Origin of the sequence: Parabacteroides sp. CT06 (genome assembly GCF_002257605.1) — a bacterium.
Lineage (GTDB): Bacteria > Bacteroidota > Bacteroidia > Bacteroidales > Tannerellaceae > Parabacteroides > Parabacteroides distasonis.
This window is the reverse complement of the sequence record NZ_CP022754.1, coordinates 5,027,737-5,050,048: the sequence shown is the minus strand read 5'-3', so window position 1 is coordinate 5,050,048 and position 22,312 is coordinate 5,027,737. Positions and strand designations below refer to the sequence as shown.

Genomic DNA, 22,312 nt, shown 5'->3' with positions numbered 1-22,312 from the left:
ATTATATTAATGGAAAGGCAAGCTTTCATCTCAAAGCAACGAAAGCTTGCCTATTATAAATTATTTAACTCCATCCCTCATTCTGAGGATTTAAATTTGGATTTGTATTAATCTCAATAGAAGGTATAGGCCAATTCAAATATTGTTTTTTGAATGTCACCCCACTTTCATTTTGGAACGTAAACGCATCTACAAAACGATTATTTTTTAGATCATAGGCCTTCCATGTCCGTAAAATATCAAAATAAGCTTTATTTTCAAAAGCAAGCTCATGATATCGCTCTTTCCAGATAAATTCTCTAAAAGAATCTTTAGTAAATGTGCCTGCATCTGGAGTAGATAAACCAGCTCGATCCCTAATTTTCTTAATCTGCTCTACCGCAGCTTGAGAGGGACCGGAAACTTCATTAGAAGCTTCCGCATAAATTAATAAAACTTCCGGATAGCGTAATAAGGTATAATTCTCATCACTTTTTTGATCACCATTATTACCGGCAGCCTCTTCCAACCAATATTTATATAAACCTATCGGGCTGAAAGAAATAGGAGTTCCATCTTTTTCATATGTATTAAAAAAGAATGTATTTGTTTCACCTAATGTCAAATTCGCACGCCGATCTCCTTTTTCATAAGATTGTACAAATTCGTCGCGTACAGTTAACGCTCCATACTCATCCGGGAATTTAGAAATGCCGCATTTCTCAGGAATAATAAGTTGAGCGATACCACTAGTGCCTTGATCATTCGTTCCGATTTCCACCTGAACCTGTAAAATCAGCTCTTGCTGTATCTTATGCTCTCTATCATGCAAATAAGCATAATTATCAAACAAAGTATAAGGATATTGGTTGGGTACCCCACTAATTACCTCAAAAGCTTTATCTCTAGCCAACTCATAATTAGCCGACCTATTTAAAGGATGCCCCGCAGTAGTTAAATATACGCTGGCTAATAATGATTTCACCATGCCTTTACAGACACGACCAGAAGCATCATAATCCGGAAGAGAGGTTTTTTCAGCTTCCAACAGATCCGGAATAATTATTTTGTCATAGATATCAGCTACAGATGAACGTTTTGGATAGAAATCCGGGCTATTCGTACTTATCACTTCGGTAATACAAGGGATATCCCCATATAGCCTCACCAAGTAATAATAGTAAAACGCACGTAGAAACAAAACCTCACCTAGCAATTTACTTTTTTCCGCCGAATCCATATCTACTGTTGGTAAATTCGTGATACACATATTCGCATTGGCAATTGCTTTGTAAAATCCTGACCAAACCGTGAAAAACACGCCCTCAATGGAAGCACTTCTCTGTTGAATCATGTTATTATTATTCGCATTTTGCCCAAGTGTTTTCGCATGACCAACAGGTAACTCTATAGAGATAAATGGAGATTCCCCATAATTCACCCGAGTAAGGAATACGTTTAATCCTGAATAAACACCATTTACCGCAGTTTGCGCTTGATTCGCATTTTGGAAATAGTTTTCTTGGGTAATCGCTGATCGGTTATCCTCATTCAAATAGTCGTTACAAGCTATTGTCCCCACAAAGAATATACCCAATAAAAAGCATTTAAACAATATTGACTTTATTTTGTTCATAATCTGTATATTTTGAGAAAGTTAAAAAGTGATATTAGCACCAAATGAGAATGTCCGAGGTTTCGGGTAACCGAAAGTCTCTATATTTTGAGCAAAGGCCTCGTTCTGAGTAGTTGTATTATAAACTGTTGTCTCCGGATCAAATCCAGGATATTGGCTGATTACAAATACATTTTGAGCAGACAAGGTGACACGTAACGCTTTTAAATGTAATTTTTTACAAATATCAGAAGGTAAATTATATCCTAATGAGATATTTTTGCCTCTAATAAATGAACCATTATACAAGCGTGCGTCATCTTTCAAGCTATTGTAATAAGCATTACTGGGCCTGATTTGCTCCAATGTAGCACCTTGATTCTCGGGAGTCCAAGTATCTAGCACCATAGATAAACTATTAGCAATACCTTGGCGCATAGCACAAGTACCTAATCCATCCCAATAAATCTTACTTCCACAGCTATATTGTAATTCTATCACAAGATCAAAATCTTTATATTTAAATGTATTAGTGAAAGTTCCATAGAAATCGGGAATTCCTTTACCTAGTATAACACGATCTGATTCATTGATTTGTTTATCGTTATTTACATCTCTTAACTTCGCATCACCCGGTAATTTTCCATATATCGCAGCTTGCTCAGCTTCATTCTCACCCCAAACTCCATCGCGTATATATCCAAAAAATGATCCAACAGACTCTCCGACTCTCAAAATCGTTAAATTATTAGGAGCCATTATGATATCAGCATCCCCTTGGCTCAAAGCCGTAATCTTATTTTTCAAAGAAGAAAAATTTAACATACTGGACCATGAGAAATTCTTAGTCTGTATATTTTGTGTATTAAGAGTGAATTCAAAGCCCGAGTTTCGCATATTGCCAATATTTGTAGAAATAGAGCGAAAACCACTTGTCGTTGGAACAGGAGCATTTAGTAACATATCGGTAGTATGCTTAATATAATAATCAGCAGATAACGATATACGCTCATTTAAAAATCCGAGGTCAAGACCGACATTAAATTGCCCGGTTTTTTCCCAACGAAGCAACGGATTAGCCAAAGAGCCCACTCCAATACCATTTACCCTAGTTCCTCCAAAAGGATAAGCCATACCGCTAGTCGATAGATTCGCCATAGAGCCATAAGTAGGAATTCCTGAATTTCCAGTGAAGCCATAGCTAACTCTTGGTTTTAAATTTGAGATAACTTTATTGCCTTTCAAGAAATCTTCTTCAGAGGCCCTCCACCCTAATGCGGCAGAAGGAAAGAAAGCAAATCTATTATCCTCTCCAAATTTAGAGGAGCCATCAAAACGTCCTGTCACAGTAACCAAATAACGATCCTTAAATGAATAATTAATACGAGCGAAATAAGATAACATCTTATCTCCGGTATAGTTAGAAGATGGCGCCTTTAATGTTGAACCCGCTCCCATATTATACCACTGATAGTAATCATCCGATATTCCATCAATTGTAGCTACATTCTGAAAATATTCATAACTTTGAGCTTCTTGTCCCAACATAACATTCAAAGAATGCATTTTATTGAATATCGTATTATAGTTCAAAATATTCGACCATAAAATTTGTAAAGAACGATTGTTTGTTATGGATGCTTGATTTCCCCCTACACCATTTACAATATCAGACTGCGTACTATTATAGTATGGATTCATATTAATCGTCCGATTTACGCCAATAGTTGACGTAAAATCTAACCCCTTCATAAAAGTAATTTTAGCATAGGCATTTCCCATAAATATATTTGAGTTATAGGGAGTAATATTCTCATTAATCTGTGCTAATGGATTATCAGCAGATTCCATGCCCCCATAATCCTCTCTACGACCATAAGTACCATCATCATATTTATAAGGAACGATAGGGATCATTTCAATCATCATGCGAGGAACATTGTTGTAGCCTACTCTTGTATCAATGCGTCTTTCTTTCACCTCTGAATAACTAAGGGTAGTACCGAGCTTTAACCAATTCGATACGGTTTGGTCTACGGTAACACGTCCTGAGAAACGCTCTAATTTACTCTCCTTGACGATACCTTGATCATTTGTATAGCCTAGAAACACTCCATAATTTGTTTTACCTGTTGAACCCGTAAAAGATAAATTATGAATCTGACTAAAAGAATTCCGTTCCAACATGTCTTGCCAGTCTATATCATACAAAGGGACAAGTTTTCCTCCTTCCATTTTAAATAACTCACGCTTTCCTTTCGTATTACCAACTAAATAATCTTGTCTTTTTACAGATGGATCAATATATTTTCCTGAAGCGAAACCATTCGGATCAAACTTTTTAGCATTCGCATATATCATATCTTCAACAGCTAAAAACTGTTCGGCATTCAGCACATCCAGCTTTTTCGCTACCGTATTAAGACTGAGATAAGTATTATAGTTGACAGTAATCTCATTCTTACCTCTTTTTGTTGTCACGACGATAACTCCATTAGATCCTCTGGTTCCGTATATTGCGGTAGAAGAGGCATCTTTCAACACTTCTACACTTTCAATATCATTTGGATTCAATATATTAATATCACCGGGAACACCGTCTATAATATACAAAGGTTCATTAGTCGCGTTAATAGAAGAATATCCACGGATACGAATCGTTTGATTACCCCCGGGACGTCCTGAGTTAGAAGATATATTAACACCAGCTATACGCCCGGAAATACTTTGTGAAATAGATGTTGAAGGACGTTGCATCATATCCTCACTTTTCACACTACCTACCGCCCCCGTCAAATCCTTTTTTCGTACGGTTCCATAACCGATTACGACAACCTCGTCTAGATTCTGAGTATCATCAGACATGGAAATTTGATAGGAAGATTTATCAGTTATATCTATTTCTTTAGAAGAATAGCCAATGAAAGATACTAAAATCGTCTGTCCTTGGATTGCCTCTAAAGAGAAATGACCATCTATATCCGTGATAGTGCCCGTAGTTGTTCCTTTTACAGAAACATTTGCTCCAATAATTGGCTCCCCATTAGAATCCGTAACAATTCCTGTTACTTTTTTAGTTGGAGCTGTTTGCCTGTTTTGTGGACTCCTCATTTGAATAGCGATCGTATTGCCGGTTCGGGTGAATTCCATACCTTTCTTGGACAAGACTAGGTTCAAAATCTCTTCTACAGTCTTATTCGTGACAGCTAGAGATATATCTTTGTTTGTATCCGATAGTTGATTTAAATAAGTAAAGCGTATATCGGATTTTTTCTCAATCTCGACCAATAATGTTTTTAGGTCGACATTCTCCACAGATAAACTAATTTCACCTTGTGCAAAAGACACATATGGAAAAATTATTAAAATCGCAATTACACAGAAGAACTTTCTGCACAATTGCTTATCTTTACGCAATCTTTGATTTACTGGATTCATTTGAAAGAAATAAAAAGGTTAATTTTTTGCTGCCTAGGCAGCGGATAATTTACTCAATAGGGTAATACCCTATATTCAGCTGGAGAATCTCGCACATTCTTCAGCTGTTTTTTCTCTTTTAACTAGTGTTGTCCATAGGCGTGATTTTTTGATTATACAAAGGTTAACTACTCTCTATTCACTTTTTGAATTTTATTTTAATATGATTTCCTGTTTTTGTATAGGTGAAATGGTAATGTACCTGTAAGTTCCGTAATACGTTATTTACATCCTCATGCAAGAAACTTCCAGTGAATCGTTCTTCGGGAACCTTTGTGGTCTCTTGGTCGATTTCAATTCCATAATAATGTGATATTCGCTCAATAATCTCAGGCCATGATGCCGACCGGAATATAATTTCACCCCGCTTCCAAGCTGTTGCCAATCGTTGCTCTATCGTATTTCGCTCAAATTGATGGGTAATCGTATTAAATCGAGCTGTTTGATCCGGGAATAATGTTATCCGGTTATCCGGATTGTCTATCTCATAAAATTCAACTTTACCATTTACAAGAGCAGTCTCTACCCAATCATCATCAGGTAAAGTATGTATATTAAAAGTTGTACCTAATACTTTCACATACGTTTGCTTGGCTTGGACAATAAATGGTAACTCTTCATCATGTGCGACCTCAAAGTAGGCTTCACCTTGCAAATGCACATTTCTATCAGTCTTTCCGAAAGAGGCCGGATAGGTAAAAGAACTCTCACTATTTAAAGAGACTTTTGTGCCATCGGGTAAAACTAAAGTGGCCCGTTCACCCTTTCCTGTCTCCATCCGATATTGTGTAGAAGCATAGATTTTATACTGATATTGCTTTGTCACATAATAAATCCCTGTCGCTAATAATAATGGAATAAGCAAGATTGCCGCAATTTTGATAACATGATTGATCAAAGAATGCTGATCTGTTTTCTTTATTCGATGGCTATTGAAAATTGATCTCAATTGCCCGGTTACGGCATAATAGGCTTGCCAATTACGGGGTTCAGATACCGTATGTTTTTCCCATTCTTGAAGAAGGGCCTGTTCTATTTCCGGCTCAGAAGCAGTGTCAATCCATCGCTTGATCGATCGGGCATCATCTTTAGAAGGCTGTTTATATAAATATTTATGTAGTAATTCATTCAGCATAGCATGATTTCTTATAAGTATTTCTATAAGGTAATACAATGAGATTATAAATTACTACTCTAATAAAAGATATGTTCTACAACACATCGTCAAATTAATAAGGACTTAGTTCTAAGCTTGCAGAACCGTAGCCTATCGTAAAATAGGAATAAATCGAGGTAAGTGCGAATTACATTCTTAACAAAAGAAAATACAGCAACATAGATCCATAAACCCGCAATTCATCCCGAAGGATAGCGAGTGCTTTAGATAGATGATTGTAAACAGATTGTTCATTAATCTGTAATTGTTCCGCTATTTCTTTAGCAGATAACCCCTGTTCGTTATAAAGCTCAAAAACGAGGCGTTGTCTAAAGGTGAGTTTTCGCTTTGCCACTGCCAAGTCGGCCTTGAATTGATTGAAATCATAGGAGTCATCTGGCTCTACACTCATAGACTCAGTCTCACAATAAGACAAGAAATCAACAAATAGCGGATCATTCCACTGTTTTTTCATGGCATTGATCACTTCATTCTTTCCAATCTTGAATAACCATGCTTTAAAGGATTCTTCGGGTACAATTCGAGTATGACTATTCCAAACTTTTGAAAATGCGATTTGTACAACCTCCGTTGTAAGTCCATGAGACCGGGTGAGACGAAAAATAAAACCATAAAACAAATCGAAATAAGATTCATACAGACGTTGGAAAGCTTGATGTGAACCTTCTTTTAGTTGGCGCAACAAAATTTTCTCATCTGCTATCATATTATTTCCTTCTCCTTTTAAGTAATCAGATATGGCAAAAATAGCAAAAACTATGACTGTTGGATACTTTACCTAAGAATTTATTTTGTGAGGAGGAAAATGCGCTATAAGACAATAAGGTGCAAATTAACTTAGAGGAACTATCTATCAATATGTATAGAGATCACAAAGACAGACTTCATACTAAAAGAGGATGCTTCATACATCCTCTTTTTATAGACTATCCATTACAAAACAACATCAGAAGGTATTTGCTCTAAATCATAATAGTCATGAACCACCTTATCCGGATATACCTTAATAATTCGAATGCCGATTCGATCTTTACCCAAAGGAGTACAAATAGAATTCGTTATTGTTATATTGAAATCCTCATAAGAACTCATTGCATTATAATGTAAATGTCCCGCAAACATATTACTTACTCGATATTTACTCATAAGATCTAAATATGTTTTTCGTTTTTCTAAGGGAATATTCTCATATCGGTTTGCCTCATTGGATTCTTTCACAAAGAAAGGATAATGTCCGAAAAGAATACGGTGATTACATTTCTGAGAATTCTCTAGAATCTTTTCCAACCAAATCAGTTGAGATTTTTCCTTTTCTTCTCGATTTGCAAAAATAACAGGTGTATTCAATCCTATAAAACAACTATTATTCACTTGAAAAGAAAAACAATCATAACCATATTCATCCATATAATTACTAATAGACTCGTCTGTACACTGTTGACTTAAATCATGATTTCCTGGTAACACATAAACAGGAATACTTTTTTTTATCAATTTACAAACCCGCTTAAATTCATCAATTTGCTTTTGATCCTTACCATCATTTACCATATCGCCAGTGATAACCACAAATGCAGGATTTAAATTATTGATCGCAGCAATAACCTTTTCCATAATCATTGTCTCTTGAGAGAAACTCTTATTTTTTTCTAACATTCCAAACTGAGGGTCTGATAATTGAATAAAATAAAAAGATTCAGACTGAGCCAAAGTTTTTGTAATGCAAAAAATCGCAACAACTAAATACACAAATAATCTACTCATAATACAATATTTTAATTAATAACCTTCATTCTGAACTAATGCGGTATTCGCATTCATCTCACGTTGAGGCAAAGGAAATAATAAGAACTGGTTAGTATATCGTTTACCATATACGGTTGTATACTCTGTAAAATTCTCATATTTTCCATTAAAGTCATTACGGATTTTACGAGTTCGAACCATATCAAACCAAATTTTTCCTTCAAAACAAAGTTCAAAATAGCGCTCATCCCATACAGCTTCTTTAAATACCTCTTTATTTGAATTCATAAAATCAGGCAACTTTGCCCGTCTACGAACCAAATTCAAAGCTTCTAAAGCAGTACTATTAGCGTGTCCATCAGCCTCAACCTGAGCTTCCGCATACATTAACAAGACATCAGCATAACGATAAAGTGTCCAATTTAAATCTGATTTCGCAGTATTAACAATTGCATTCTCATCAAAAAACTTATAAATATAAAATCCGCCAAAATCAACTTTCTCTAGATTAGGAGAATCCGCCGGAAGTTTTTTAGGATTGCCTGGATACGACGAAAAAAAGAACTCCCGCTCCTGTGCTCTCTTATCATTTTCTCTAAAACTCTCATAAAATTCCTTAGTTGGGACAAGTGATCCATATTCACTTGAATAAGCTGATATATCAGACTTAGGAGGTAAGACTTTTGGAATCATATCATTATGAGACTTATCCATAGAAAATTGAACTTGAAAAATAAATTCTTTCTTATTATTGTTTGAAGGTTGTCTCAAATCAGAGTATTCAGGATATAAACTATATACCCCAGAAGATATCACTTCTAAACTCTTTTTTGCAGACTCCGCATAATATTTTTTTCCACCTTGAACTGGAAAACCAGCATAAGTCAAATAAACATCTGCTAATAAAGATTTCACAGCCCCCATAGATACTCTACCTGTTTCATCTTTAATTGGCAGGGAAGACTGCTCCGCATTCAGTAAATCTGGGATAATAATTTCATCATAGATCTCTTTTATTGGAGAACGGGGTATATATAACTCTGCCAATTCTGATTGTACTTCTGTTATTTTAGGCAAATCTCCAAATATTCTAACTAAATAAAAATAATACAAAGCTCTCATAAAATAGGCTTCCCCCAAAAGTCTTGAACGTATATTCTTATCTACGCCAGAAAACTCTGGTATCTTTTTTATCGCCAGATTTGCTTTAGCAATTCCCGCATAGCAATCAGCCCACCACTTTTCGATATATCGGCTTCTTGAGTTTAACGTTAGATTTCTAAAATCCAGAAATTCAGTTTGGGAAGCTTCAGAATTCACTTTTCCTGTCATGAATTCCAAAAGCCAAATCGTATTTCCTCCCCATGTGCCTTCATTAGCATCAAATACATTCGTATTAACATAGGTACTATTCGCTAATGCCGTACAAGATTCTACACTTGATAAATTAGAATCAATAGACATCGTTCCTGTTGATTCTTCATCTAAGAAATTTGTACAAGACAACAAGAATAAGGAACTTAGTATAATTAAATATGTGCTTTTCATATATTTACTAATTAAAAAGATAAATTGACACCAAAAGTAAATGTTCGAGGTTTAGGATATGTAAAGAAATCAACCCCTTGCGCAAAAGTATTTTCATAAGTTGTACTTTCCGGATCATATCCACTATATTTAGTAATACAGAATACATTTTGCCCACTAGCGTATATTCTCAAATTTTGCAATCGCAACTTAGAAACTACTGACTTAGGGAATGTATATCCAAGCATTATGTTTTGTCCTCTTACAAATGAGCCATCTTCAACTAGATAATCATCATGCATATAGTCGAAATAGGCCGTTGTCGGACGTCGCTCCGCAATCATAGATGATTGATTTTGTGGACTCCAACAGTTTAACACCGACGCTAAACTATTAGCAATTCCAGAACGGTTCTCCAAAGTCATTTTTGTCCTATTAAATACTTTATTCCCAAAGACTACTCTCAGATCTACCGTAAGATCAAGGTTCTTATAAACAAACGTATTCGAAAAATTCATAACCCATTTAGGAGAACTATAACCAATTATTGTCTCATCCTCATTATTGATCTTACCATCATTATTCAAGTCTTTATACTTTAAATCACCAGGTAATCTCTCATACTTCTTAGCCTCTTCTATTTCAGACTCGCCCCATGTTCCCATACGAACTTTGCCCCAAAAAGCTCCAATAGGCTTACCAACTCTTAATACTGTTATCTCACCTCCTTGGTAAGGTCCCGGAAAAATGTCTTCATCGTTAACACCCAATTTCAAAACTTTATTCCGATTCATAGACCAGCTAAGATTTGTATACCAATTAAAATTTTTATTTTTAACATTATGCGTATTTAAAGTCAGCTCAAGACCTTGATTTCTAATCGACCCAATATTCTTCGTGACAGTTTCTAGTCCAGAGCTATACGGAATAGGAGCATCCAGTAATAGATCTTTCGTAGTTTTATGATAATAATCCGCAATAACTTCTATGCGATTATTAAATAAGGACAAATCAAATCCCGCATCTGCCTGTATAGTTTTTTCCCACTTCAAATCAGGATTTCCAAAAGAGTTACGATATAAACCTGTTTCATAATTATTATCAAGAATAATATTAGATGTACCCATATTTTGCGCAAAAGCATAATCTCCAATTTCCTGATTTCCTGTCACACCAACACTTGCTCTTATTTTTAAATTACTAATAACATCGTTACTCTTTAAAAATGATTCTTCTGAAACTCTCCAAGCCAAAGCCGCAGATGGGAAAAAAGCATACTTATTATTCTTTCCAAATTTAGAAGATCCATCATATCGGCCCGTTACAGTTAAGAGATATTTTTCTTTATAGTTATAATTTACTCTCGCAAAATATGAATTTAGACCCCATCTATAATCATTGGAAGAAGATGGCTTTACTACCGTACCGACACCTAAGTTATGCCACTGATAAAAATCATCCATGAAATTTTCATGACGGGCCTGCACTCTCTCACTATACTTTTGCTGCCAGCTCAGTCCTAACATTGCATTTAGCCGATGATACTTTCCAAATGTCTTATTATAATTAAAATAATTCTCATTCTGCCAATAATACTGTCTTTGAGCCTCAATAGATGCTATACCCTGCTGGCTGGTAGCAATTCTTAAACCTTTTCCGGTATAGCTATTATTCTTCATATTGATTAATTCTATACCTATATTAGAACGTAATGACAAATCTTTAATAATCTTGAAATCTAAATAAATATTACCAACTGATTGAGTAGTATAATACAATCTTGAACGTTCTTTTAAAAGCCGAACAGGATTGTCGTCCTCCGTACCCGGCCAATCCCTATTACTTCCCCATGTCCCATCCGGGTACTTAACAGGGATTATAGGCAAAGTCTCTAAGACACTACGAGACGCAGCTCCAGTATCAGTCAATGTGAATACTCTATTTTCATTAACTTGATTAACTGATAACATACCACCAACAGTTAGCCAATCCTTGACTTTTGTATCCAATGTTATCTTTCCACTATACCGCTTTAGTCCAGACTCTAACATAATTCCATTTTCATCCTTATAAGACACAAACAAGCCATAAGTAGTATTATCCGTTCCTCCTCTCATACTTATTTGGTGATTATGGGAAATAGCGGTTCGATATGCCTCATCTTGCCAATCTGTATCATATAAAGGTTTCCCATTTGCATCAAACAAGTTCGGATAATTTGAAGGGAGATTACGATTTGCATATTTACCTTCTTCATATCCTTTAGGATCATATTTCTTAGCATTTTCGTATAAGCTATTATAAACTTGCATGAATTCTTCAGAATTTAAGACATCTATTTTCTTTGCAGGAGTACCAATAGCCATATACCCTTCATAAGAAACTATAGGTTTACCTTTCAGACCTCGCTTAGTAGTAACTAACACAACTCCATTAGCACCTCTAGCACCGTAAATAGCTGTAGCTGAAGCATCCTTTAAAACCTCTATTGACTCTACATCATTAGGATTCAGCAGTTCACTCGTAACCCCAATGATTCCATCAACTACATACAAAGGTTCATTTGATGATTTAATAGAATTATCACCCCTTATTCTCATTCTTACATGTCCACCTGGTGCTCCTGAATTCTGGAATACTTCAACACCCGCAACTTTTCCTTGCAAAGATTGAGTAATATTAGTGACTGGCCTATTTAGCAATTTATCCGATTTAACATTTGAGATTGATCCAGTTAAATCACTTTTTTTCATAGTGCCATAACCAACAACGACCACCTCGTCCAAAGCTTGCATATCCTCAGATAATATAACTTTTATAACAGATTCATCCCCTACTGCTATTTCTTTATCTACATATCCGATATAAGAAACTATCAATACGGCATTCGCTGGAATATTTTGTATAGAGAAATTTCCATCAAAATCAGAGATCGTACCATTTGTTGTACCTTTTATAACCACATTAGCTCCTATAATAGGTACTCCCTTAGAATCCAAAACAGTACCGATTACTTCAATTGCTTTTTTAGAAGTCTCCTTTATACTTGAAGTTTTCTTACGTATAATGACATTCTTGTCTCTTATCTCATAGGTCAACTCCTGACCACGCAGAATCTGTTCGATTACCGCATCGACTGATTGATTCTCAGCAGACACAGATACTTTCTTTCCTGTATCCACGTCCGCCGACGAAAATACAAATGAGTAGCCGCTCCTACTCTTCAATTCATCCATTGCTTGCTTCACTGTTATATTACTCACTTTCAATGTTATATCCTGAGCACTAACAGTTAGATTTAAGCAAAACAAAGCTACAGCCACATAAATGGCCTTTTTTACAACTTTCATAAATAGCTTAATTTTTAGTAATTTAACTTGTGATTGATGATGACCTTTCAGAGTATTGATTACATTTGTATTCCTCATCCAGATCATTTGCATAATGTAATTTGAGGATTTATGAGTCGGAGGATCTAGCCCATTCTCCGATTCCTTTTTTATCCTGTTACTCTTTTTTTAATCTCCTTCCATATTCTCCATATTAAAACAATTTTAAGGTTAAACAATTATTTATCACTTCGCATAAAGCAGAATACTATCACCTTCCACTTTATATCTTACTTGATTTGTAGCAGTTATAATATCTAACACATTATATATACTCTGTTCTTTTCTATTGAATAACGCATAAAAGCGATTATGGGCCAATTGCTCATCCACGATATGAATCTTCACATTATAGCTACGATTCAGTTCTTTCACGATGTCAGAAAGAGGCATCTCATCGAAGAAAAGTCCGCCATTCATCCATTCCTTAGCGTTTTTCACTTCCGCCCGGCTTATAATCATTTCCCCGGTAAGTTTATTCAAGGTAACCTTCTCTGAAGGAGACAAGTAGTTTATTCCCATCTTCTTCACATAATTCTCCAGCTGAACTTTTCCTTCCAACAGATTCACGGTTACCTCTTCGTCCTCGTCATAATTCCGGAAGTTGAATTTAGTACCCAATACTTTTACATTCAACTCTTTCGTCATTACATCAAAAGGTAACTTCTCATTTTTCCTCACCTCAAAATAAGCCTCTCCATTCAGCCGAAGATGGCGGTCTTTCACCCCAAAACCTTGCGAATATACGATCTTTGAGCCAGCGTTTAACCAGACCAATGTGCTATCCGGTAAAATCAGCTTGGTCTTGGCCCCTAAAGGAGCTTCCACCAAGATATCCGCAAACTGGTTCTGTAATTGCCGCTCACCCCACCAATAGGAAATCGTAGAAGCGATCAATAATAGGATAACCGCTGCCGCACCATAAACGATTTTAGGAATATTGAAAACCGTACGGCGTTTTTGCTGGGTACGAGAAACAAAACGATCGAACGCCTTATCGACATTATAGGCACAGGAATCATCGGCAGCCAAAGCAGAGAACCAAAGTTCTTGTTCTTCATGATCAGGTAATGATCGCTCGTTTTTCGTATGTGATTTCTTTTCTTCCATATAGATTAAATATCCAGCTTTTATATATAAGACAGTTATTTCTCCTCAAGGGGTAGTGAGAAACATCAATTTTTTCATTCTCACAAGGAGAAAAATGATATCAACAAGATCAGATACTTCCTCAGATCTTGATGTAGGCGGGTTAAAGCCATCTTTATGTGGTATTTAACCGTATTGACAGAAATTCCTAGCTCTGTAGCAATTTCCTCATTTTTCTTATGCTCAAAACGGCTTTTTCTAAAAACTCGTTTACATTCATCGCCTAAACTATCGATTGATTTCATGATCTCCTTCTCTAACTCCCGTTCAAGTAATATACCGAGCGGCTGTTCATCCGATTGTATCATAGCGTCCCACCCCAAGGTCTCAGGCTCAATCTTCGAGAAACGGACTTCCTTCTTTTCCTTTTCTGATGAGATATGGTTATAACAGCGGTTCCGCACAGCCCGCATTAGATAAGCACGAAGAGAGCTATTTATATCCAATGTCTCACGGATTTCCCACAGATGAAATATCACATCACCAACTATAGTCTCCGCTAGAAATGGATCGCCAACCAACTCATTCGCAAATTGACATAGTACCACATAATGACGATCATATAAATATCGATACGCACCTTGGTCGCCATTCCGTAATTTCTGTACTATTGACTGTTCCTTAACATCCATCTCATCGCAAAGATGAGATTTTAAAATGAAAATTAAAAATATTATTTCTAATTATACGATCTTCCATCCACAGCTTTTTCATTTACCGCTCCGTTTAAATGAAGCTTCTTGTAGATTTTTATATGCGCTCTGGTTTTCAGTGGAAGGATTCGGGACAAACACGTACGACTTTCATCCAAAACACGTACATGTTTTTTCAAAAAGTCGTACATGTTTTGGATGAAAGATCATCGTGCTTTTTTGACTCTGATTTTTAGCATTTTATGCACTAGACTCATCAGTGGTCTTATTGTACGGAATTTGTATTGAGAACAAAGCTTTCCGGCTTAACCCAAACGGATGGGTTGCCATTTCATATACGTGCCGGTCCGCCATAACCACTCCATCGGGCCGTAGCGCAAGCCGGACAGCCAATATTGGCTAAAGGCTATCTGTATGGCCGTAAATCCAAGGCAGACCAATACACTCAAGAAAACACCCAAATGGCTCCAATCCAAGCCAAAACCGGAGAAAATAAAGACACCGGTCACGGATTGTACGATATAGTTTGTCAATCCCATACGCCCATAGCTAACCAATGGTTTCATGGCATTTTGAACTTTTACCGAGCGGTAAGCCTCTAAGACCAACACCACCCACAGATAAGCCGTCATCAGATTAATCAAGTTAGTTGTCGTAGCACCCATCCACGCATTGATAGAGACCTCACGCCAAGATGCGGCAGGTATATAAGGTTTTAGCAGATACAACAAGCCGATTAAAACCAACGCGACCAACGCCCCGTAATTCAAACGGCTACGGAACTCATCCATGCGTTGGAACAAGCGGATTCGGCCTACGATAAATCCGAGGATAAACAATCCCAAGGTCAGATAGATACGACCGCTGGCAAACTGGAAATTCATTTTTCCTACCAATCCGTCCCAAGCGTTGTTCTCAATGGTCTCGGCTAATGTCGGGACTCGCCGGGGAGCCTCAGCACGAGCGATAGGTGCGGCAGCCGGTCTCTCCACCACTTGCTCGACGGTAGGAGCCGTTACAGCCTTATACGCTACGGGAATTAGCGAGGCACCGCCCAAGAAAAGGAAAAGGGTGATTCCCACCAATAATTTAGTCGGCCATTTATACATCAATACCAATACAAAACCAAGCAACGCATACACCAACAAAATATCTACACGGGCCAATAAACCATGAACAAAACCAATCACAAGCAACAATACCAATCGCCATAAGAAACGAGGACGGAAATCAACACCTTTTTGAGCTGCCCGGTCCATCTGGATAAAGAAGCTCAAACCAAACAGGCAAGAAAATATAATGAAGAACTTGCCAAACACCAAGTAATTAATAAACCACCGAAAAATCTCATCCAGCGTCCCTTCCCAAGGGAACATGGCTTGGGGAGCCATCGTACCCATAGCGCCAAAATGCTGCATCCCATGAATCAAGCAAATACCAATCAAGGAGAAGCCACGCAGAGCGTCGATTACCGTAATACGTCCACCGGACGAAGCAAGTGTCTTATTCATTTCCATATCCGTAATAATTTTTATTCTTATTCGTTTTTTCAAGTTTGATAACGCAAAAGTAAATGGTGGCACTAAACGCCGCAATACTTTCAAACTCCAAAACGAAAAGAATAAGCCTTATCACGAAAAGAATTAATTCACGGTAAGATAAGCAATTATAGTCCCAATGGCCAAAATAGCGCCGATCGCGGTCTCATAAGGAATCAGCCTCAACCGCTCACGAATGCTTATATCCGCTACCCCACCAGTAGCGTGGAAGAACGATCCATGCGGCAAATGATCAAGCACGGTAGCACCGGAATTAATCATAGCGGCTCCCCAGACACCACTGATACCGGCGGCGATAATAATATCTGCGAATGACGAAGAGGCAACTGTCGCTCCGGCTGTAGTAGAGGCTGTAGCGGCAGACATCAATACGCCGGAAACCGGAGCCAATAAAAGCTCTCCCATATTCGTATGCGATAACGCATCTAATAAAACATCCTTGATAGAGGAAGCCTTGATCACTCCCGCTATAGTGCCTGTCCCGACCAACAGGATCGAGACATTCGACATCTTCTTGAGTCCATACGAGAGGCTGTCCGTAATCAATGACCATTTCCTCATCGCCAGAATCCCAACGATTCCTCCAACGGGCAAGGCTATCATCGGATCGATCGCCACATGGAATAAAGGGCGAAACGACAGCAGTAGGATCGTCACTACCGGAGCGACCATGCTAGAGGCGAAGGAGGGGAGATCCGCTTGCAGGTTATCTATCTCCTCGTTCGCATAAAATCCATTTTGCCGGGGTAAGAAACGGCCTATGACATATACCGTAAACAACAAGCCAACCAACGCCGGGATCAAGTTCGCATACATGACAGAGTACAAATCCGCATGAAAATTCTCAGCGGCGATAATCGTATTCGGATTCGGAGAAATGATATTGCCACATTTTCCTCCACCGATCATCATCAACAAAAGGCTACCCCGGGGAACCGCCAGTTTCCGGCCGATACTCAACGCAATCGGAGCCACCGTAATAACAGCAACATCAATAAACACTCCAATAGCCGTCAGCAACATCGTAGCGAAAGCGAGCGCAAAAAACACATGCCGTTCTCCCAATCTATAAATGATCGTATTGGAGATAGAAGCCGCCGCACCTGTTTTCACCAATATCCCCGACAATACCCCCGCCGTCAAGATCCGAATGACGGCCGGAGTTACGTCATTTACTCCACTGATCATTAAAGAGACCGTTTCCGGCAACGACACACCCCCTAATAATCCTCCTACTAATGCCCCTAAAATAAGGCTATAGACTGGCGATACCTTTCTTATAATCAAGAAAATCGACACTAATAATCCGATAAAAGCTCCCCATGCACTCATAATACCCATGTATTAGTGATTCATATAGTATTGGATTACACGCAATTGTTGTTCCAAGGCACGCCCAATATTCCAGCAAGTGAAATCCTTATCCATCGCCTGCTCCAAGGAAACCGGATAAGGAAGAAGTGGCAAGACCGCCAGAAACCCGGATTTATTAAGCGCCTCTACCTCCTCTACGGAACCACCCATTACGATAACCGGGATACCCTGTCTCATGCCTGCCTGCAATACTCCGCATGGGGTCTTTCCCATGCAAGTCTGTTTATCCAGTTTACCTTCTCCCGTAATAATTAGATCCGCCCCCCGTATACATTCATCAAAACGCAAGGCATCCAGAACCATCTGGATACCGGGTTTAAGTTCAGCCTTTAGGAAAGCGACAAATCCTCCACCTAAACCACCTGCGGCTCCCGCACCCGGAATGTCGTCTATCTCTATTCGTCCCGTTCTTTTTATGACTTCCGCAAAATTTCGCAAGCCCTCATCCAGCAAACGGACCATAGTGTCGTCCGCTCCCTTTTGGCGGGCAAAGACATACGCCGCCCCTTTCTCACCATAAAAAGGGTTATTCACATCGCAGGCTATGGTAAATGAAGTTTCCCGCAATTGCGATAATGCCCTTGAGCAATCTATCTCATAAATCTGATTAAGGATCTGCCCACCCAATCCCAGCTCATTCCCGTTTCTATCAAGAAAACGAAAACCCAAGGCCTGCAACATACCGGTTCCTCCGTCATTCGTTGCGCTTCCTCCTATTCCTATCAAGAAATCCCGGCAACCACGATCCATAGCGTCTTTTATCAACTCTCCGGTTCCATACGTCGTTGTTCTCAAGGGATTACGCTCCGACACAGGCACTAACGTAAGACCACTCGCCGTTGCCATCTCGATAACCGCCGTACGATTATCTCCCAGTATCCCATAAGTGGCCTCGACCGATCTCATCAACGGATCATGTACGACACAAGATACGGCTTCTCCACCCATCGCCGTAATTAAAGTCTCCACGGTACCTTCTCCCCCATCCCCAACCGGGATTTTCACGACCTCGCAATCCGGAAAGACCTTATGGATCGCCAACTCGGCACATTCAGCCACTTCAATAGAAGATACTGAGCCTTTAAATGAATCGGAAGCAACAACGATTTTTTTCATTTAATCTCCTCCTTATACCTATTCAATATTTTAATAGCATTCTTATTATATATCTTCTCCAATACTTCATCCGGCAAATATACACCATAAATCATCCATCTCGCTTGAAATTTATGTGCAGGTGCAGGATCAAAAAACTCATCATCCGTTTCCAAGAAACGATAATGTACACGATAAGCCTCCGCATTCGGTTGAGTATCAGTAGCAAAAAGAATACGATCTTGATATTTAATCATAAATTTTCTTGCGGTATACGGTTGACGCCCCAATTCGCTGATTCTTGCGTCAATATCAATATACAAATTAGGATATTTCTCCAACCATAAGGCTACACGGCCCAAGTCTTCTGCTAAGTTTGCCATATGAGCCGCAATAAAAATCGTATTTGGATGCCGTTCTATCACTCGATTTCTCTGATCCAATAAATCCTCCTTAGACGGAATATTCGTATTAAAATAAGCCCAAGCCGGATTAGCGATCAATTCCTCATACCGCTCATTATATTTATCCACAGGACCATCATGAAAAGCCTTTGGATCTGAGGAGTGAATCATAACAGGGATTCCCAATTCACCACACTTTGCCCAAATAGGATCTATGCGAGGATCATCGATTCGAATCAATTTGCCATTCTTATCTTTTAAAGTCAGCCCCAATGCCTTATAAATTTGTAGTCCCCGAGCCCCCATTCGCACGGCCTCTTCCAATCTTTCAGCTTCCTTTTCGCCAAAACCGGTCTCATCAATCCTACTAAAATCAGGAGAAAAGAAAACGAGAAACCTTTCTCGCGAGATAGCGTGATACACGCTCAAATTTTCCTTATAAAGATCATTCTCTGAAAGACCATCCAAATTAGCACACATCCAGACTCCAGCCTTATCCATCTCTTTCAAATAATACTCGGCCTTACTAAGATCCCTTAAATGATTATGAATATCGATCACTGGATATTTAGGCTTAATTATTTTGGTTTCCTTAACGACCAATTGACTTTTAGGCGACCAATCCACAAGTCTCAAATCCGAAGTCTGCGCGGACGTGGCTATCGCATAAGAGATGAAACAAGTAAATAGGAAACCGTATCTTTTGATAAATATCTTCTTCATTTTAAATCCATCTTTATTTACCCAGTAACATATCCATCATGCGAATTATCGCATGATGGTATGCCACTGATTATCTAGTTAAGTAAGTACAACCACCTCGTGATTAGCGATAGAAGTAATTTGGAATGTACTCCAGCCTTTCTCCACATCCGCGATAATTCTTTGTCCGGATACAAGCAATGTCGGATATTCCCCTTGGATATGATCCTCTAATTTAATCTTAATCTTAATGGGACCCACAGGAATGTATTCCTCCAAAGGCGCACGCCATGTAGCCGCACTTGTTAAATTAACAAGGTGAAGAATCATTCTACCCGGCTGTTTATACAGGCTACAATCGATCAGCCCCGGTCCGGAAACTACAATAGGCAATTCATCCTTCAATGTCCATTTGATTATATTAGAGAGTAAATTACCATGATCAGGAAGATTATAACGAGCGAATTGCCGATCTATATCAGCAGGCATATAAACGATACGACTACCATTCGACAATGTATTCAGAATAAGTCCCGGTATATCCGTTTTCGGTTCTCTCATCCAAGCTGTTTCCGGAGGATAAATAGGGAATTCAGGAATAAAAGTCATCAATACATCCGCATTCGCATCCACTTGAAGAGGCCATAGTTCTCCTCCGAAAGGAAGGATATCCGTTTGCTCAAAACCTTTCAATATAGCATGTCTTTCTCCCGTGATCCCGGGCTCCGTACCCGTCTGCGGTCCATAAATATTCGCCCGAATTTCAGGGGTCAGTCTTAAATAAGTATGAAGTGTCTTATTAGAGACTTTTAAACGATCATTCTTTAGATGCGCCTTGAATAAATCTCCCAATGCGAAATCTTTTAAGGGTTCGCCAAATTCATCATACAAAGAGCTTTCTCCCGTAGCAAACAAGCTTCCCCCATTCTCGACGAATCGTTTAACACTAGCTATTTGTTCTTTTGTCATACTTCCCACATTCGGTAATACAAGAGTCTTAAATCTTGAAGCGTCGCGATCTATATGATCCGCATTGACAGGCAGGTAAGGGATTCGAGCACGGATAAGAGCCTCCACAATGCCTCTCCAAGGAAGATTCACCTTATTTTCCGTATCATTACGACCATAAAAATCATGGTTTCCTTGAGACCAAACGACACCGACCGTGCCTATGGGTTCCCGGTTAATCAGATATTCCTCATTCGCTTTATGCCATTTGAATATCGGCTCGGCCGTATGATACATACGACGGTCCTCATGATAAGCCGCGATATGATGCCACCAAGGTTGGATTCCCCCGGCAAAGGCCTCGATCATCCACATATGTGCTTCCTGTACGGGTTTGGTAGAAATCCTGAAAGTCGGCCTTCCCGCTTGATACATGGCCATACTATTGGGTATTAATTTATCCCAACCTAACAAGCCATGGATTAGTTTTCCGGCATCCGCTATATTCTGGAAACCTGTAGCATCATTCCTTGATTGGTGATCAAGCATAATGATATCCGCTCGTTTAGCGATCTCCTTAAAATCGCGAAAGAATCCGGATTGGGTACTTATCCACCCACTATTCATGCCCGACCAAACACAATTCGGACCACCTACCGCTTTCGTCGTACGATTATTCAAATCCCATATTTCTAATCTTTGCTCATAACTCCAACGTATCCATTGGCGATAGACAGGATCATTCCAATCTTTCTTTTTAGGCAGTTCTTTTCCTGTTTTAGCACGAAAACTCTTCCTGCAATTCTCACAATAACAAATGGACTCACGTCCTAAACCACTCCAGCTATTATCCGTAAACCCCTCGGGATGATACAACTCATATATCTCTTTCAATATCGAAGGGATATGTTCCTTATAATAAGGACCACTTATGCAAGTAATATACAAATCGCCCGCTTTATAGGGCTTTCCTTTCGCATCCAAGGCAAACCAATCCGGATGAGCCTTATAAAGCTCTTCATTCGCACGGTTTGAATCCATACGGGCAAAGACAGCCAACCCATCCTCGTGGGCGGCACGGCATAGATCACCAAACAAGTCCCGTCCCTGTAAATATTGTGCTTGATAATGATAAGGAATCTTTGTTGGATAATAAGCTACGATACCTCCCGCATTTATGACAACACCTTGTATTTGCGTTTTTTTCCATTGATTACGCCACCAATCAATATCATAAATGATAGGATCTTTCTCCGTAATATTGGTTTGTCCCCATCTTGTAACTTTACGAAACCAAGGAGTTTCATTATTATCCATCGATTTATTTTCCACCTTAGCCGTAGGTACGGCATCAACTACCGAAAAAAGACTAGCGCCTGTAAACGATAATGTGGCGGCTGTCGCTCTCTTCAAAAAAGACCTACGGCCATTGTTCGCATCCACAGACTTTGCTAAATTATCTAGAGAATGATTTACTTTATTAGATTTCATTAGATTCAAAATTAATTAATACTTAGA

The 22,312-nt window shown here is 38.6% G+C and carries 14 protein-coding genes; all 14 read right to left on the bottom strand.

All coding sequences use genetic code 11. From position 1 onward, the window contains the following. Positions 1 to 64: 64 nt before the first annotated feature. The 14 genes from CI960_RS21895 to CI960_RS21830 all read right to left on the bottom strand — a co-directional run bounded on the left by CI960_RS21895 (position 65) and on the right by CI960_RS21830 (position 22,285). Positions 65 to 1,615: a RagB/SusD family nutrient uptake outer membrane protein gene (locus CI960_RS21895; RefSeq protein WP_227211342.1), complete on the bottom strand. Its 1,551-nt coding sequence runs from the start codon at positions 1,613 to 1,615 to the stop codon at positions 65 to 67. Positions 1,616 to 1,636: 21 nt separating this feature from the next. After that, positions 1,637 to 5,032 carry a TonB-dependent receptor gene (locus tag CI960_RS21890; protein ID WP_227211340.1) on the bottom strand — a complete coding sequence of 1,132 codons (3,396 nt, stop codon included), beginning with the start codon at positions 5,030 to 5,032 and terminating at the stop codon, positions 1,637 to 1,639. A 178-nt stretch (positions 5,033 to 5,210) separates the two neighbouring features. Continuing rightward, positions 5,211 to 6,206: a FecR family protein gene (locus tag CI960_RS21885; RefSeq protein WP_094582572.1), complete on the bottom strand. Its 996-nt coding sequence runs from the start codon at positions 6,204 to 6,206 to the stop codon at positions 5,211 to 5,213. A 169-nt stretch (positions 6,207 to 6,375) separates the two neighbouring features. Next, positions 6,376 to 6,954 (bottom strand): RNA polymerase sigma factor, encoded by a 579-nt coding sequence (locus CI960_RS21880; RefSeq protein ID WP_005860149.1) that lies wholly within the window; start codon positions 6,952 to 6,954, stop codon positions 6,376 to 6,378. 227 nt (positions 6,955 to 7,181) lie between these two features. Beyond that, entirely contained in the window at positions 7,182 to 8,012 is an 831-nt protein-coding gene (locus CI960_RS21875; RefSeq protein WP_005860151.1) for a metallophosphoesterase, read from the bottom strand. Positions 8,013 to 8,027: 15 nt separating this feature from the next. Beyond that, on the bottom strand, positions 8,028 to 9,542 hold the full coding sequence (locus CI960_RS21870; protein WP_005860153.1) for a RagB/SusD family nutrient uptake outer membrane protein: 1,515 nt from the start codon (positions 9,540 to 9,542) through the stop codon (positions 8,028 to 8,030). A gap of 11 nt (positions 9,543 to 9,553) precedes the next feature. After that, positions 9,554 to 12,871: a TonB-dependent receptor gene (locus CI960_RS21865; RefSeq protein ID WP_005860155.1), complete on the bottom strand. Its 3,318-nt coding sequence runs from the start codon at positions 12,869 to 12,871 to the stop codon at positions 9,554 to 9,556. A gap of 225 nt (positions 12,872 to 13,096) precedes the next feature. Continuing rightward, positions 13,097 to 14,020: a FecR family protein gene (locus tag CI960_RS21860; RefSeq protein WP_005860157.1), complete on the bottom strand. Its 924-nt coding sequence runs from the start codon at positions 14,018 to 14,020 to the stop codon at positions 13,097 to 13,099. A gap of 80 nt (positions 14,021 to 14,100) precedes the next feature. Continuing rightward, entirely contained in the window at positions 14,101 to 14,691 is a 591-nt protein-coding gene (locus CI960_RS21855) for an RNA polymerase sigma-70 factor (protein WP_005860159.1), read from the bottom strand. Positions 14,692 to 15,017: 326 nt separating this feature from the next. Continuing rightward, a complete protein-coding gene (locus CI960_RS21850) occupies positions 15,018 to 16,229 on the bottom strand; it encodes a DUF418 domain-containing protein (protein WP_005860161.1) in 1,212 nt (403 codons plus the stop codon). A 126-nt stretch (positions 16,230 to 16,355) separates the two neighbouring features. Continuing rightward, positions 16,356 to 17,603 (bottom strand): GntP family permease, encoded by a 1,248-nt coding sequence (locus CI960_RS21845; protein ID WP_005860163.1) that lies wholly within the window; start codon positions 17,601 to 17,603, stop codon positions 16,356 to 16,358. Between the two features lie 12 nt (positions 17,604 to 17,615). Then, positions 17,616 to 18,761 carry a glycerate kinase gene (locus CI960_RS21840; protein WP_005860165.1) on the bottom strand — a complete coding sequence of 382 codons (1,146 nt, stop codon included), beginning with the start codon at positions 18,759 to 18,761 and terminating at the stop codon, positions 17,616 to 17,618. Next, the gene (locus tag CI960_RS21835) at positions 18,758 to 19,645 is read right to left on the bottom strand and encodes an amidohydrolase family protein (protein WP_232520568.1); all 888 of its coding nucleotides are present in this window, start codon (positions 19,643 to 19,645) and stop codon (positions 18,758 to 18,760) included. Before CI960_RS21835 ends, CI960_RS21840 begins: the two co-directional genes overlap by 4 nt. Positions 19,646 to 19,945: 300 nt before the next feature. Further along, positions 19,946 to 22,285: a beta-galactosidase gene (locus CI960_RS21830; protein ID WP_005860169.1), complete on the bottom strand. Its 2,340-nt coding sequence runs from the start codon at positions 22,283 to 22,285 to the stop codon at positions 19,946 to 19,948. Between the last annotated feature and the right edge of the window lie 27 nt (positions 22,286 to 22,312).